This is a genomic window from Salinispira pacifica, assembly GCF_000507245.1.
Taxonomy (GTDB): Bacteria; Spirochaetota; Spirochaetia; order DSM-27196; family Salinispiraceae; genus Salinispira; species Salinispira pacifica.
This window is the reverse complement of the sequence record NC_023035.1, coordinates 3,412,449-3,425,589: the sequence shown is the minus strand read 5'-3', so window position 1 is coordinate 3,425,589 and position 13,141 is coordinate 3,412,449. Positions and strand designations below refer to the sequence as shown.

Sequence of the window (13,141 nt, the reverse complement as noted above, 5' to 3'; positions counted from 1 at the left end):
AGAATCAAAATAAAACAGAAGAGCTGAAAAAATTTTCCCCAACCTCCTGGTGGATAAGAATTTCTGACTGTTACGCTATAGTATTACCTGTGAGAAGTATGCAGTGCACGGAAGCTTGTGGAGCGAAAGGCATGCCACCAAGGCGGCACTTGATGTGGCGGTGCACATTATCAGGCCTCTATCGGTAGCGGCCTGACCGGAAATAATTCCTGATTCCCAGGCTTTTCACAAGCTTCCGTGCACTGTATTAGAAACACGAGAAAATTTTTTTCTCCAGGAGATGATGTATGTTTCGCACATTCCGTTTCGTATTGCTGCTCGCAGTTCTTTTGATGCCGGCGGTGACGCTGGTCGCACAGAACGGTTTTATTGAATATCTGGAAGGGGATGTAACCCTTCAACGCTCGGGAAACAGAATCACCCCGGATTTCGGGGATGAGCTTCAGCAGGGCGATGTATTGGTCACCGGAGGGGACGGACTGGTGATTATCAACATAGATGACAGGGGGCAGGTAAAGCTTCTTCCGGATACCGAACTGATTCTTGATTCTATTCAGGATGATATTTCCGTTGAGCTGAAACGGGGAGGCGTGTTTTCCCGCCTGCACCGCCTGGGAGGAAAGGAGTTTGATCTCCGGGCCGGCTCCATGGTGGCGGGGGTGAGGGGCACAGAGTTCTTCACCCTCTTCGGAAAGCAGGTGGAAGACGAGCCTGATGTATGGCTCTGCGTGAATGAGGGTGTTGTGGGAGTCTCGGTCCCCCAAGTGGATCCCTCCGGGGAAACCCTGGTAAGAGAGGGAGAAGGAATCAATATTCTTGCAGGGAAAACCATCACCGATCCCCGCTTTTACGAGTGGACCACAGAGCTGAACTGGAACATGGATCCTCAGGCGGGGTCCGTTGCCGACGATACCAGTGCCGAGGCCCTGTACGATGATTTGCTGGATATCGACTATGATTGACCTGCATGCGAACCCGTCCGGAAACAGCGGCGGGAAAATCCTTCGATCGGTATCCGCTTACTTTCCCAGGCCCGGTTTTATGCTGGGGGTGCTCGCCGCAATGCTGAGTATTTTCCCCGCCGGCGCATGGGCGGACCAGCATGTTCCCTCTGAGGTTGAGGAAAGTCCGGTTGAATTTGATCTCCGGGCGGTGTTTGCCCCGGATACAGGACGGGTCGATCCCCTCGTTGAACTCTCCGCTGCATTTCAGCCGGACTCCATGCCGCTGGGACTGAGCAGCCTGACCGCCGGAGCATACCTTCGGGTGATTGACAATCTGAAGCTGGGGGCGTTTTATCGCATGCAGCTCGGCTCCCGTCACGACGATGACTGGATTTCCGACGGTGCAGGAGGCTGGAGCTGGGCCGACAGTTCCCGCCGCCTGGAGCATCTGATTATTGCAGATGCCACGCCCAGGGTTCTGTTGCCCTTCCTTCCCGGCGAAGATTGGGTGGGTGGGGTAAAAGCCCGCTATCTGTATAACTTCCACAACGGCCAGCAGAGCCTGTATATACGCCCGGGACTCACCTATGTGTATCTTGTACGGCGCAGCCCGGTGTTCAACCTGAGCCTGGCGTATGCCGCGGGTATCGGCCTGAATTTTTCCAGCGGAATATATAGCCATGATCTCTATGCAAACGGTCTGTACCATCTCAGCGACGGGGTGAAACTGGAGCTTCGGCTGGGCTGGAACAGGACCACATGGGAAACGAGCGCTGACGGACGGGAGGCGGGACTGGATTATCGCTACTCACCCGACATCTTCCGTGCAGGGGCCGGCATAATCTTCACCCCCGATCTGAAGTGATGCCGGTCGGGGCTCTGCATTGCGGAAGAGCCGTTCCGGCAGAGGGCTGTCAGGGATCCAGATACTCGGTCATTCGGGAATCCACCGATTCTATGTGGTGAAGCATTAAGTCCTTCATCTCATTCAGAAGCTTCTTCAGTTCGTCCAGGCTGTAGCTTTCAATGTCCATGATCACCGACTGAATGTGTTTCCTCAGTCTGATATGATGCCCGCTGTGCTCATATATAAAATCCCGGGGCATATCCTGATCCTTCATGAACTGTTCCTCTTCCAGGAAATGCACCGAGGCATGTTTATATATATCGATAATCACCGAGAGAAGCCCGGCCTTGCTGGTGACCGTGGCGGCCTCATCCATGGTGCGGATTATCTCTGCGTGCGCGTCGTCTATTTGCGGATCGTTCACCCTTGCGAACTTCCGGTTTTCTTTTGTCATATAACTATTTTACTCAGGAAAGTGGTGAAATTCATGCTGCTGACCCGAAAAAGCTGATGAATTTGCATTTTTTCGGTATCAGCAGCATGCCAGGACGCTATACGCCTTCCTGAACGGCATTGTTCCGCAGCTCCCGTGCCGAGTCAACCATGGCCTTCAGGGCGGGCTTGGCTTCATCCCAGCTGCGGGTTTTCAGGCCGCAGTCGGGGTTCACCCAGAGCTGCCGGGGATCAAGGTGGGCAAGGGCCCGGTCGACCCGTGTGCGTATTTCCCGGGCTTCCGGGACCAGAGGGCTGTGGATGTCGTAGACCCCCGGGCCCAGGCCCTTGGTGTAGCCCTTCTTTGCCAGTTCGCCGAACAGTTCGCCCTGTGAGCGGCTGGTTTCTATGCTGATCACGTCGGCATCCATGGCATCGATCCCTTCGAAGATGCTGTTGAAGTCCGAGTAGCACATGTGGCTGTGAATCTGCGTACCGTCCTTCACCCCTGCGTGGCTCAAGCGGAACGCTTCTGCCCCCCATTCCAGGGCCCGGGGCCACTTCAGCTGCTTCAGGGGCAGCACTTCCCGGAAGGCCGGCTCATCAATCTGAATAATGGATATGCCGTTGCTCTCCAGCTCCAGCACTTCTTCCCGGAGGGCCAGTGCGATATTGTATGCGATCTTCTCCGGCGGAGTGTGGGGTGGAACAAAGGACCATTTCATGATTGTCACCGGCCCGGTAAGCATCCCTTTCACCGGTTTGTCTGTGAGACCCTGGGCGTAGCTGATCCACTTCCAGCCCAGGTCGGGGCTGCGCCGTACCGATGCGTGTATCACCGGCGGTTTTACGCAGCGGCTGCCGTAGGACTGCACCCAGCCTGCCTTGCTGCTCCATACCCCCTCCAGCCGGTCGGCGAAGAAGCTCACCATGTCAGAGCGCTCGGGTTCGCCGTGGACCAGTACATCCAGACCGATCTCCTCCTGAAGACGGATGTTCTGTTCAATAATCTCTTTTATACGTTTCTCGTAGGCGTCAGTATCAATCTCTCCCCGCTTCCAGGACAGGCGGAGTTTTCGAATATCCGGGGTTTGGGGGAAGGAGCCGATGGTGGTGGTGGGCAGGCTCGGAAGATTCAACGCCTCCTGCTGCAGCTCACTGCGCCGGGCAAAGGATGTCCGGGGTGTCTTGAGTAATTCCTCCACGTTCGGGTCAAGGATTTCGTCAGTTCCGCTGGTCCGCAGGGGTTCAGGTTCCCCTCCCGCTGCGGGAGCCTGACTGACCGGTTTCTGCTCCCCTTTCTCGGGCCGGCGTCCTTTCAGGAGCGAACCCAGCCTGTTCAGGTCGGCCAGCTTCTCAACGGTGAAGCCCAGCACGCCTTCCAGCTCTCGGGGAAGCTGTTCGCCCTGAATGCTCCAGGGCAGATGGAGAAGAGAACAGGTGGGGGCCAGCCACAGGCGGCTGGTGCGGGACTGCCGGTTCCCGTCAAGCAAGGGGATGAGCTCTTCCTTCAATTCCGTCGCACGGGCATCCAGGTCCTCCCGCCAGGGGCTGCGGCCGTTTACAACACCAAGGCTAAGTATCTGCCGGGCATCCAGGCCTTTGAGAATCCGGGGGAGAAGTTTACGATTTTTCTCGTAATCCAGATGAATGCCTGCAACCGGAAGGTTCAGCACTGTTTCCAGTTCCTCTTCTATGCTTTCAAAATAGGTGGTGAGTAAAAGCTTCAGGCCGCCGCCGGCCCCTCCCGTGCTGTCGTTGGGTGAGAGGCCGCCGCTGTCATTGTTATCTTCGTTATCTCTGCCGCCGTCCCGGCTATTAGAGCCGGATTCCCGGGGGAATGCTTCGTTCAGCCGTTCATAGGCCCGGGCGAATCCGTCCCGCCAGGCATCATCCAGGGAGTCCAGAACCAGAATCGGTTCATCGATCTGTACCCATTCAACTCCTGCGGCGGCTGCGTCCTGAAGAATTCTGCGGTATGCTTCGGTTAGGGCATCCAGTACATCCAGTTTGCTCCGGGCAGCTTCAGAATCCGAGGAACCGGGATTGGAGGATTTACTGAGATAGAGATAGCTCAGCGGCCCCAACAGCTGAAGTTTGGGGGTGAATCCTGCATCCGCAGCTTCCCGGATCCGGGATATCAGGCCCTGTGTGCGGGGGGTGAAGCGGGTGCCGGTATCAATTTCGGGAACAATATAGTGATAGTTGGTATCGAACCACTTGGTCATGGCCGAGGGTTCTATGTGCTGCTGAGTGAGGCCCCGGGCCACGCCGAAATACAGATCCAGCTCCGAGGACACGGGGGCGCTCTCGAAGCGGCGGGGAAGATGCCCCAGGAGAAACGAAGTATCCAGCACATGGTCGTAGAAGCTGAAATCCCCCACATTCACCATATCCAGACCGTTTTGCTTCTGAAGCTGCCAGTTTTCCATGCGGATATTCCGGCCCTGTTCTTCAAGCCGGGCTTGGCTGATTTTGCCCTTCCAGTACGATTCCAGGGCCCGTTTCAGTTCTCTGTTTTTTCCGATCCTGGGAAGCCCCAGGCTGTGCAATCGTATGTTCATATGCACTGACCTCCTGCTGCGATATCTGGGACAAGACTAACGAAAGAAAAGCATAAGTAAAATTGATATTTTCTTATAATTCCATTACATATTGTTATATGAATATCATCGAGCGGCAGCATCTGGAAATACTTGAGTCATTATCCCGGGAGGGGACTCTGTCCCGGGCGGCGGAGGCCCTGGCATTGAGCCAGCCTGCGCTCACTCACAGCATCCGGCGGCTGGAGAATCAGCTGGGGCTGCAGATCTGGGAAAAACAGGGCAGGCGCATCGTCCTTACCGGCGCAGGACAGGCAATACTCCGTTCGGCGGGGCAGATTCTCCCCCGCTTTGCCAAGCTGGAAGAGGAGCTGGCCAACAGGCGCTCGGGCGTAGCCTCCACGCTGATCATCGGTGTGGAGTGCCACCCCTGTTATCAGTGGTTGCTGCAGAGTCTCAAGCGTTTTCTGGCCAAGTATCCGGGAACGGACACCCGGATTGACCGGGAGTTTCAGTTTGCCGCCATGGATGCCCTGCTGAACCATAAAATCGATTTGTTGATTACGCCCGACCCCTACGTACTGAAATCCCTGCGTTTCCATCCCCTGAAAAGCTACGAGCTGCGCCTGGTGCTTTCCGCCGCCCACCCCCTGGCAGAAAAAGCTGAACTGCTGCCGGAAGACCTCTCCGGCGAACTGCTTCTCACCTATCCGGTGGAAATTACCCGTCTGGATATCTACACCCGCTTCCTCATACCCGGGGGAAACATGCTGCCCCAGCGCCGGGAGTTAGACAGCCATGAAATGATGCTCCTGCTGGTGGAAGCCGGGCGGGGAATCACCGTTATGCCCGACTGGCTCATTCCCGACACAGACGGCATCGTCAGCCGGCGTATCGGGGAGGAGGGGCTTCACAAGGTTCTCAGTGCGGGGGTACGGAAGGAAGACGAGACCCGGGAAGACATTGCGGGCTTTTTGCAGGCGGCTGCTGAAAATGCTTCCGGAGATGAATAATGGATCCATGCAGGCGCGTTTCAAACATTCCCGGACTCTCAGCCGAAATCAACGAAAAACTCCGGGAAATTTTCGCCGAATTTCATGAGATCCAGGCCTGCATTCTCTACGGATCCCGGGCGAAAGGGACACATCGCCATGCCTCGGATGTGGATATTACTCTGGTCACCCATTCCATTGAGATCGACCGGGTCGGGCAGTGTATCTACCGGCGGGATAACAATACGGATATATAGGTTTCAGCTATTGCCCGGGCAAGGCCGGCGGCAGTACAGACAGGGGCAGTACAGACAGGGGCAGTACAGACAGGGGCAGACAGCCCATCCGGGAAGGATAATGCTGGTGTCGATTGTACGGATATGTTAGGTTGTGTAAACGGTTCAAAAAATGAGCAAAATTACAATACGGGAAGTTGCACAGGAATCAGGTGTCTCAATTGGTACGGTAAGCCGGGTTTTAAATAATCGGCCGGGGGTGAAGGAATATACCAGGCAGCGTGTGCTGGAGGCGATGAAATCTCTGGGATATCAACCGGATATAGCGGCCAGGGAGCTTTCAACCCGTTCCGGTCTGCGGATAGGGTTGAATGTCGCTCCGGGAACCAAGAGGCTGACGCCGTTTTTCTTTTTGTTTACAGAAAGTCTTATGAATCGGGCGAGGGTCGACGGATTGCGTTTTGAGGAAGTGGGGAATCTTTCCAACGGACTCCCTGAGCAGTTGACCGACGGAATGATACTTTTCGGTGCTCACGATGCGGACCCGCGGATTACCTTTTTGAAGGAACGGCAGGTTCCGTTTGTGCTTCTGGGACGGGGTGAAGGAATTTCCTCCATAAATGGTGATGATTTTGACGGCGGGTATCAGGCCGGAAGTCATCTGATTGCTCTGGGACACCGGAAAATTGTTCATATCGGAGGGTACCTGCAGCATCAGGCATCCAATGACCGCTATGAAGGATTCATTGCAGCCCTTAGGGATAATGGTATCGAACAGGATCCGAAACCTCAAATCGACGGTGGATTCACTGCTCTGGGCGCATATCGCGGACTGTCCAACTATTTACAAAGGGACAAGGATTTTACGGCTATTTTTGCTGCATCCGATGAGATGGCAGCCGGAGCGTTTCGCTGTCTGGAAGATCATCAAATATCATGTCCCGGAGATGTATCTATAGTCGGGTATGATGATCTTCCGGAAATAGGTGAAAGGTTTACAACGATTCATCAGGACATCCCATCTCTTGCCGATGAGACCCTGGTCTTGCTGAGCGAACAAATTGAAGGGAGAGCTCCCAGGCATATAACCATGCCGGTTCAATTGATTGCCCGCCAAACTACCTGCCGCTGCGTATAGCCGCCTGATCTGCAGGGTATTCGATGCCGGGAGCAGATGCTGTGTCCGGGATGCTCCCCTTCCTGATACAAAATGTAAACGGTTACAAAATTTACAAAGTTTACTTGACCTGAGAGCCAAAGGGGTTCAGAATAATCATGTAACCGTTTACAAAACAGAACAAAGGAGAGAACGGGTATGAAAAGATTAGGTATAATGGTTTTCGCAATGTTCATGGTATTCAGTTTTATCTGGGCTGAAGGAGCAGGTGAAACACCCGCCGATTCCGCAGGAAATGCTGATATTCAGCGGGTCCGTATTATGGGTTACGGGGGACAGGATCCTGCCATTGTTGCCCGCTTGCTGGATGAGGTTATCGGTGACGGGTTATTGGCGAAGAATATCGAGGTTGTATATGAACCTCTGGAAGGTGATTACAATGCAGCTCTGTTCAATGCACTCTCTGCAGGTACCGCAGGGGACATATTCTACATTCCGGTTGAGACAGCTCCGGGAATTATTTCCACCGGTAAGGTTGAGCCTCTGAACTCATTAATCGACGAATCTCCCTTTATTGAAAGTCTCAATCAGGCGTATACATCGGACGGAAACCTGTACGGGATAGCGAAAGATTTTAATACCCTTGCTCTAATCTATAACAAGGATCTGTTCGATGAGGCGGGAGTGGAATATCCGACGGAGGAAGATACCTGGGAGTCACTGGCGGAAAAGGCCGGGAAGATTGCATCCCTTGGACCTGATGTTTATGGTATTGCCCTTCCTGCGGACTACGCCCGATTTGGTGCGTTTGCGTTCGGAAGAGGATGGAAACCCTTCGGAGGACGCGGCGGCCGAACGGATTTGACCGAGTCTGAATTTGTTTCAGCGGTTGAATGGTACACTGGACTGGTTCGGGACGATATTGCCGTTCTTCCATCGGACATCGGTCAGGGGTGGGGCGGCGGAGCATTCGCCACAGAAAATGTTGCAATGGCAATTGAAGGGGCCTGGATAATCGGCTTCCTCCGTAACGAGGCTCCGAATTTGAAGTATGGTGCAACCTTCCTGCCCAGGTCTAGTTCTGATGGAATGCGGGGTAATTTTCTGTTCACTGTTGCATACGGAATTAATAGCGACAGCCCCAGGAAAGAAGCAGCCGTAGAAGTCCTGAAAGCACTCACCAGTGAGGAAGCGCAACAGTTTATTCTTGAAGAGGGGCTGGCAATACCCAGCAGAACTGCATTGGCGGATAATCCGTTTTTCGACGAAGAGACCGTGGAAGCAGAGACCAACCGGATAGTCTTTGAAGGTGCCGATCGGGGCAATGTATTCGGCTATCAGTTCGGGGTTGTGGGAACTGACTGGATGAACCCGGTGAACGCCATGCTGTCCCAGATAATGACAAGTCAGATCGATATTGATGACGCCGTGGAACAGGCTCAGAAAGAACTGGACGCCATACTAGATCGTGCAGGTCTGTAAATAACTCAGGATGTGTTGAAAGCAGCGGGACCTGACCCTGAGGCCGGGTCCCGTTTTTCCATCCCCAGGAGGCGCATATGACGTTTCGACAGAAGCGCGTAATGGCTGCATGGAGTTTTCTGGCGCCGTTCTTAATTATCCAGGGAATCTTCTTTGTATATGCGGCAGTGCGTGCAGTGTATTTCAGCTTTACCGATTACAATATGTTCAATGAGGCCGCCTTTGTGGGGCTTCAGAACTATGCCGACCTGTTCCGGGAGGCCAACTTCCTGTATGCACTCCGGAATACCGTAGCATTTTCTCTTATCGTCACCACGGTTCAGACGATCCTGGCCCTTATACTGGCTTCAATTCTGAACAGAAAAATGAAAGGAATAGGATTTTTCAGGGCCGCCTTTTATCTGCCGAGTATTGCAAGTTCAGTAGTTATAACTGTCATATTTCTCTGGCTCTTTCAACGCAGGGGGTTTATAAATTACATAGCCGGAACCATTCTGAGCCTCGGACCCTCACTATTCACTCTGGCTTTTTTCTTTTTCATTATCCAGTCATTGACTGTGCTGATCGAGCGGAAAAAGGGCTTTCCCATACGGTTTTTTGATGCCCCCACCGGTGTACTCTCATTTTTTCTGGCTTCGGGAATTGCCGTGCTTGGGACAATGACCGGAATTATTGATCCGGGGCCATCGGTGGATATCGACTTTGTGTGGCTTCAAACCCGCCAGACAGTTCTTGGAGTCCCGGTTCCGCTCATTGCTATCATGATTCAAAACACCTTTACGACTATTCCCACTCTTATGCTGATATTTCTTGCCGGACTTCAGGATGTGCCGGTGAGCTATTATGAGGCTGCCTCCATAGACGGCGCGGGTCCGGTCAGACAGTTTTTTTCTATAACCGTACCGGCTATTCGACCCGTACTTTTCCTGGTAACCACCATGGGCCTGATCGGAACCCTTCAGATGTTCGACCAGGTGGCCATTTTCGGGGATGCGGTTCCTCAGGAATCCGTTATTACCCTTGCATATTTTGTGTACGACAGAATGTTTCCCGGAGCTCAGCTTCCGGAAGTGGGGCTGGCATCGGCAGCAGCCATGTTTCTTGCCCTCTTTACCCTTACTGCGGTTCTGATTCAGAGAATTGTGATAAAAGATCGAGGTGATGTATGAAATCCGGCGAAATACGAAAGTGGTCCGCTGGGGACGGAACGGGTAATCAACGAAATCTGGAGATGTGGCAACGGCGCAGACGCTGGGCGAATGCGGGTATCGGATATGCACTGTTTATCGGTCTTACCCTCATATTTCTTTCTCCCCTGGTTTTTGCCGCACTATCCAGTCTGAAGACCGATCCGCTGGAATATCCTCCCAAACTTCTGTCCCCCCAGCTTAATCCGGTGAATTGGGTTCAAAGCGCCCGCCTGGGACGGCAGGGTGCCGGGAACCCCTTTTTCGGCGGGTTCAAACCCGGTCGTACGATTGAGTTCGATATTACCTATTTTACTCCCCTTGGCCAGGATCCGCAGAAGCCCGAGGTGACCGTACCGAAACGCCGGCCCGGAGCCGGGCTCGGCTCGGTTTTTCAGGAAACCTATGCTGCCGATTATGCCGCGGTAAGTCCCATTGAGAGAATTGATGAAATACGGGCCGGCAGGGATGTCCGGGGCGAACAGGTGGAAGGTCTTCTGACCACGTATGTGTTCAGAGTAAGCTATGCGGGAAGCGGTCCGAAAATCGACCGTGTACCGCTGGATGCCACGGTACCCGTAGGGCAGATCTATACCGGCAGTACTATAACGGCGAGCCGTATAGAGCGCAGGGGGAGGGTAGCCAGCTTTGACAATATCAGCCCCGGCGCTCTGGGATACATTTTCCGCAACTATCAGCGGGTATTCAAAGAGGCAAAAAGTATTACCACCGGAACCAGTCTGTTCGCAAACTGGTTCGGGAATTCCTTTTTCTTTGCATTCGTGAGGGTAATTACCAATCTTCTGCTGGCTACCATGGCTGGATATGCCCTGGCACGCTTTAATTTCAAGGGTCGGGGGGCTGTTTTCATGCTGATTCTGGTTGCTCAAATGGTACCCGTCCAGGTGATTTTTATTTCAAATTATCTGGTGCTCCGGGATGGAATTTGGGGAATCAGCCGGCTCTTCGGCGCACCCACCCTGTTAAACAACATATGGGGACTGATCATCGGAGGCGCCGGCACCATGATAGAGGCCGCCAAAGTCTTTTTAATGAAGCAGTACTTTGAGGGCCTTCCCCGGCAGATCGAAGAAGCAGCCAGAATAGACGGTGCGGGTGAGTGGACTACCTATTGGAAAGTGGTGTTCCCCATGGCCCGGCCGGCATTGGGCGCTCTGGTCATACTCAGTTTCCAGGGAGCCTGGAACGAGTTTTTCTGGTCGTTCATTATTCTTACCAGTCCGGATGAAATCAAAACCCTGCCCATCGGTCTGCTGAGTTTTCGCCAGATTTACGGAGCTGCGGGAGACTGGGGGCTGATACTCGCCGGAGCCATGTTGAGTGCGCTTCCCGTTGTCATTTTATTTATTGTATTTCAAAAATACTTTCTGGAAGGTGTTTCGTTTGGAGGCACAAAAGGATAACCCATGGATTTGAGCAGAAATATTGTACTGAAAGAGAACTATACCTTTCTCGTTACCGATGCAGACGGAAATATCAATACCGGTGAACAGGGATTGTATTCCCACGATACCCGCTTTTTACGGCACATGATTTGGAGCTTCAGCGAACCGGAGAGCCGGAAAGAATTTCAGACCCTTGTAGCCCACAGTTCCCGGCCCGACCAGGGAGTCTTTCATTATTCCCTCATTGAAGGTCCCAGCCAGATTCTGGGCGTTCAACGTCGGCTGTATCTCAGGGAAGGAACCCTCAGCGATCGATTCACTCTGGAAAATACGGACACTCAGCCCCGGCAGCTGGAGCTGACTCTCTCTCTGGGAGCGGACTTTCTCGACCTTTTTGAGGCCAGGGGATTTTACGGTGAGAAAAGAGATTTGTCCTCTCCGGAATTTGACAAGGGGCACATCACGTTTCAATATTCTGATCCCGGTAATGAATACCTGACCCGGATTGAATGGTTCTGCGAACCGGATTCGGCCCCTGAAGTATCAGCCGAAAAACAGGAAGACGGAGTGTTGGAGGCTGTTCTGCGCTGGCAGGTGAACCTGGAGCCGGGCCGGTCCCGGGTCCTTGAGTTGAAAATCGACTTAACACACCCCTGCATGAAGAAGGCGGAAACACCTCCCCTGCCTTCGTATGACGACTGGAGGAAGGAATTCCTCCCTGCCGCTTCCCTTCTGAAATACGGACAGGACCGTGTGGTGTTGGAACAGGCTGTACAGGATCTCCGTGCGCTTATGCTTTCATCCGAGCAGGGGGATATTCCGGCGGCGGGCATCCCCTGGTTTGTAGCAGCATTCGGCCGGGACAGTCTCTTGACTGCCTATATGCTGCTCCCTCATCATAGCTGGGTGGCCAGGGGAGTGCTTGAATATCTGGGGTATTATCAGGGAACGGAACACAACGATTTCCGGGGAGAAGAGCCTGGGAAAATTATGCACGAAATCCGTTTCGGTGAGCTGGCACAGAAGGAGCTTGTTCCCCACAACCCGTATTACGGAACCATTGACGCTACGCCCCTCTATATCATTCTTCTGGAGAAACTCTGGGAATATACCGGCGACGATTCACTGCTGAAAACATTCCGGCCCAACTGGGAAGCCTGCCTGGATTGGATGCTGGAGCATGGTGACCGGGACAACGATGGATTTCTGGAATATATCAGCGCAGAACCCGGAAAAGGTCTGGTGGTCCAGAGCTGGAAAGATTCGGATGATTCCATGAGCCACTCCGACGGAACTCTGGCCTCAGGTTACATCCGGCCGGCGGAAGTGCAGGGATATGCGTATCGTGCGTTTTCCGCCGCCTCGAAATTTTATCATGAACTGGGAATGGAAGCTGAAGCTGATACGTATACCCGGAAGGCTGAAGAGCTTCAGAAACGCTTCGACGCCGCATTCTGGAATGACGAGATGAAATGCTATGCCATGGCTCTGGACGGAGAACACAAGCCGTTGATGGTAAAAAGCTCAAATGCCGGACAACTGTTCTGGTCCGGAATCGTTTCCGGACACCGCGCTGCTGAACTTGCTGCAACCATCATGAGCAGCGAACTGTACAGCGGCTGGGGCATCCGCACGCTGGGAACCGGCGAGATGCGGTATAATCCGGTGAGTTATCATAACGGCTCTGTATGGCCTCATGATACGGCACTCATCGCCAAAGGGCTATGGAATTACGGATATCGCAGAGAAGCAGGTCAGCTGGTTCGAGACCTGTTTGATCTTGCTTCCAGTCAGAGCGACAAAAGACTGCCTGAACTCATAGCCGGATACCCCAGGGGCAGCTCGCCCCCGGTACCCTATCCGGTGGCATGCCGGCCCCAGGCTTGGGATGCAGCCGCCCTGGTGTATCTGCAACCGCTACTGGCCAGGGATTCAGAAGAGTGAATACCTTTCCA

At 53.6% G+C, this 13,141-nt stretch carries 11 protein-coding genes; 9 read left to right on the top strand and 2 right to left on the bottom strand.

From position 1 onward, the window contains the following. Nucleotides 1-287: 287 nt before the first annotated feature. Both L21SP2_RS14965 and L21SP2_RS14960 read left to right on the top strand, forming a co-directional pair. A complete protein-coding gene (locus L21SP2_RS14965; RefSeq protein WP_024269423.1) occupies nt 288-962 on the top strand; it encodes a FecR family protein in 675 nt (224 codons plus the stop codon). Further along, nucleotides 955-1,809 (top strand): hypothetical protein, encoded by an 855-nt coding sequence (locus tag L21SP2_RS14960; protein WP_024269422.1) that lies wholly within the window; start codon nt 955-957, stop codon nt 1,807-1,809. Before L21SP2_RS14965 ends, L21SP2_RS14960 begins: the two co-directional genes overlap by 8 nt. A gap of 49 nt (nt 1,810-1,858) precedes the next feature. Here L21SP2_RS14960 and L21SP2_RS14955 read toward each other — a convergent pair whose 3' ends face one another. Together L21SP2_RS14955 and metE are read right to left on the bottom strand one after the other, a co-directional pair. Beyond that, nucleotides 1,859-2,245 carry a bacteriohemerythrin gene (locus tag L21SP2_RS14955; protein ID WP_024269421.1) on the bottom strand — a complete coding sequence of 129 codons (387 nt, stop codon included), beginning with the start codon at nt 2,243-2,245 and terminating at the stop codon, nt 1,859-1,861. Between the two features lie 97 nt (nt 2,246-2,342). Then, nucleotides 2,343-4,787, bottom strand: coding sequence for a 5-methyltetrahydropteroyltriglutamate--homocysteine S-methyltransferase (gene metE, locus L21SP2_RS14950; protein WP_024269419.1), 2,445 nt, complete (start codon nt 4,785-4,787; stop codon nt 2,343-2,345). A 98-nt stretch (nt 4,788-4,885) separates the two neighbouring features. On the opposite strand from metE, the gene L21SP2_RS14945 reads away from it, so the two are divergent. The 7 genes from L21SP2_RS14945 to L21SP2_RS14915 all read left to right on the top strand — a co-directional run bounded on the left by L21SP2_RS14945 (nt 4,886) and on the right by L21SP2_RS14915 (nt 13,130). Then, nucleotides 4,886-5,779, top strand: coding sequence for a LysR family transcriptional regulator (locus L21SP2_RS14945; protein WP_024269418.1), 894 nt, complete (start codon nt 4,886-4,888; stop codon nt 5,777-5,779). Further along, entirely contained in the window at nt 5,779-6,015 is a 237-nt protein-coding gene (locus tag L21SP2_RS14940) for a nucleotidyltransferase domain-containing protein (RefSeq protein ID WP_024269417.1), read from the top strand. The genes L21SP2_RS14945 and L21SP2_RS14940 overlap by 1 nt, the downstream gene beginning before the upstream one ends. Before the next feature lie 151 nt (nt 6,016-6,166). Further along, nucleotides 6,167-7,132: a LacI family DNA-binding transcriptional regulator gene (locus tag L21SP2_RS14935; RefSeq protein ID WP_024269416.1), complete on the top strand. Its 966-nt coding sequence runs from the start codon at nt 6,167-6,169 to the stop codon at nt 7,130-7,132. Between the two features lie 177 nt (nt 7,133-7,309). Next, the gene (locus L21SP2_RS14930; RefSeq protein WP_024269415.1) at nt 7,310-8,593 is read left to right on the top strand and encodes an extracellular solute-binding protein; all 1,284 of its coding nucleotides are present in this window, start codon (nt 7,310-7,312) and stop codon (nt 8,591-8,593) included. Nucleotides 8,594-8,670: 77 nt separating this feature from the next. Then, nucleotides 8,671-9,762 (top strand): carbohydrate ABC transporter permease, encoded by a 1,092-nt coding sequence (locus L21SP2_RS14925; protein WP_041401698.1) that lies wholly within the window; start codon nt 8,671-8,673, stop codon nt 9,760-9,762. Then, nucleotides 9,759-11,204 carry a carbohydrate ABC transporter permease gene (locus L21SP2_RS14920; RefSeq protein WP_024269413.1) on the top strand — a complete coding sequence of 482 codons (1,446 nt, stop codon included), beginning with the start codon at nt 9,759-9,761 and terminating at the stop codon, nt 11,202-11,204. The genes L21SP2_RS14925 and L21SP2_RS14920 overlap by 4 nt, the downstream gene beginning before the upstream one ends. A 3-nt stretch (nt 11,205-11,207) precedes the next feature. Further along, complete coding sequence (locus L21SP2_RS14915; RefSeq protein WP_024269412.1) at nt 11,208-13,130, top strand: amylo-alpha-1,6-glucosidase; 1,923 nt, start codon at nt 11,208-11,210, stop codon at nt 13,128-13,130. Nucleotides 13,131-13,141 lie beyond the last annotated feature (11 nt).

Coding starts and splice junctions, on each gene's coding strand:
- L21SP2_RS14925 (WP_041401698.1), top strand. CDS start 8,671: ATGACGTTTCGACAGAAGCGCGTAATGGCTGCATGGAGTTTTCTGGCG.
- L21SP2_RS14940 (WP_024269417.1), top strand. CDS start 5,779: ATGGATCCATGCAGGCGCGTTTCAAACATTCCCGGACTCTCAGCCGAA.
- L21SP2_RS14935 (WP_024269416.1), top strand. CDS start 6,167: ATGAGCAAAATTACAATACGGGAAGTTGCACAGGAATCAGGTGTCTCA.
- L21SP2_RS14955 (WP_024269421.1), bottom strand. CDS start 2,245: ATGACAAAAGAAAACCGGAAGTTCGCAAGGGTGAACGATCCGCAAATA.
- L21SP2_RS14960 (WP_024269422.1), top strand. CDS start 955: ATGATTGACCTGCATGCGAACCCGTCCGGAAACAGCGGCGGGAAAATC.
- L21SP2_RS14915 (WP_024269412.1), top strand. CDS start 11,208: ATGGATTTGAGCAGAAATATTGTACTGAAAGAGAACTATACCTTTCTC.
- L21SP2_RS14920 (WP_024269413.1), top strand. CDS start 9,759: ATGAAATCCGGCGAAATACGAAAGTGGTCCGCTGGGGACGGAACGGGT.
- L21SP2_RS14930 (WP_024269415.1), top strand. CDS start 7,310: ATGAAAAGATTAGGTATAATGGTTTTCGCAATGTTCATGGTATTCAGT.
- metE (WP_024269419.1), bottom strand. CDS start 4,787: ATGAACATACGATTGCACAGCCTGGGGCTTCCCAGGATCGGAAAAAAC.
- L21SP2_RS14945 (WP_024269418.1), top strand. CDS start 4,886: ATGAATATCATCGAGCGGCAGCATCTGGAAATACTTGAGTCATTATCC.
- L21SP2_RS14965 (WP_024269423.1), top strand. CDS start 288: ATGTTTCGCACATTCCGTTTCGTATTGCTGCTCGCAGTTCTTTTGATG.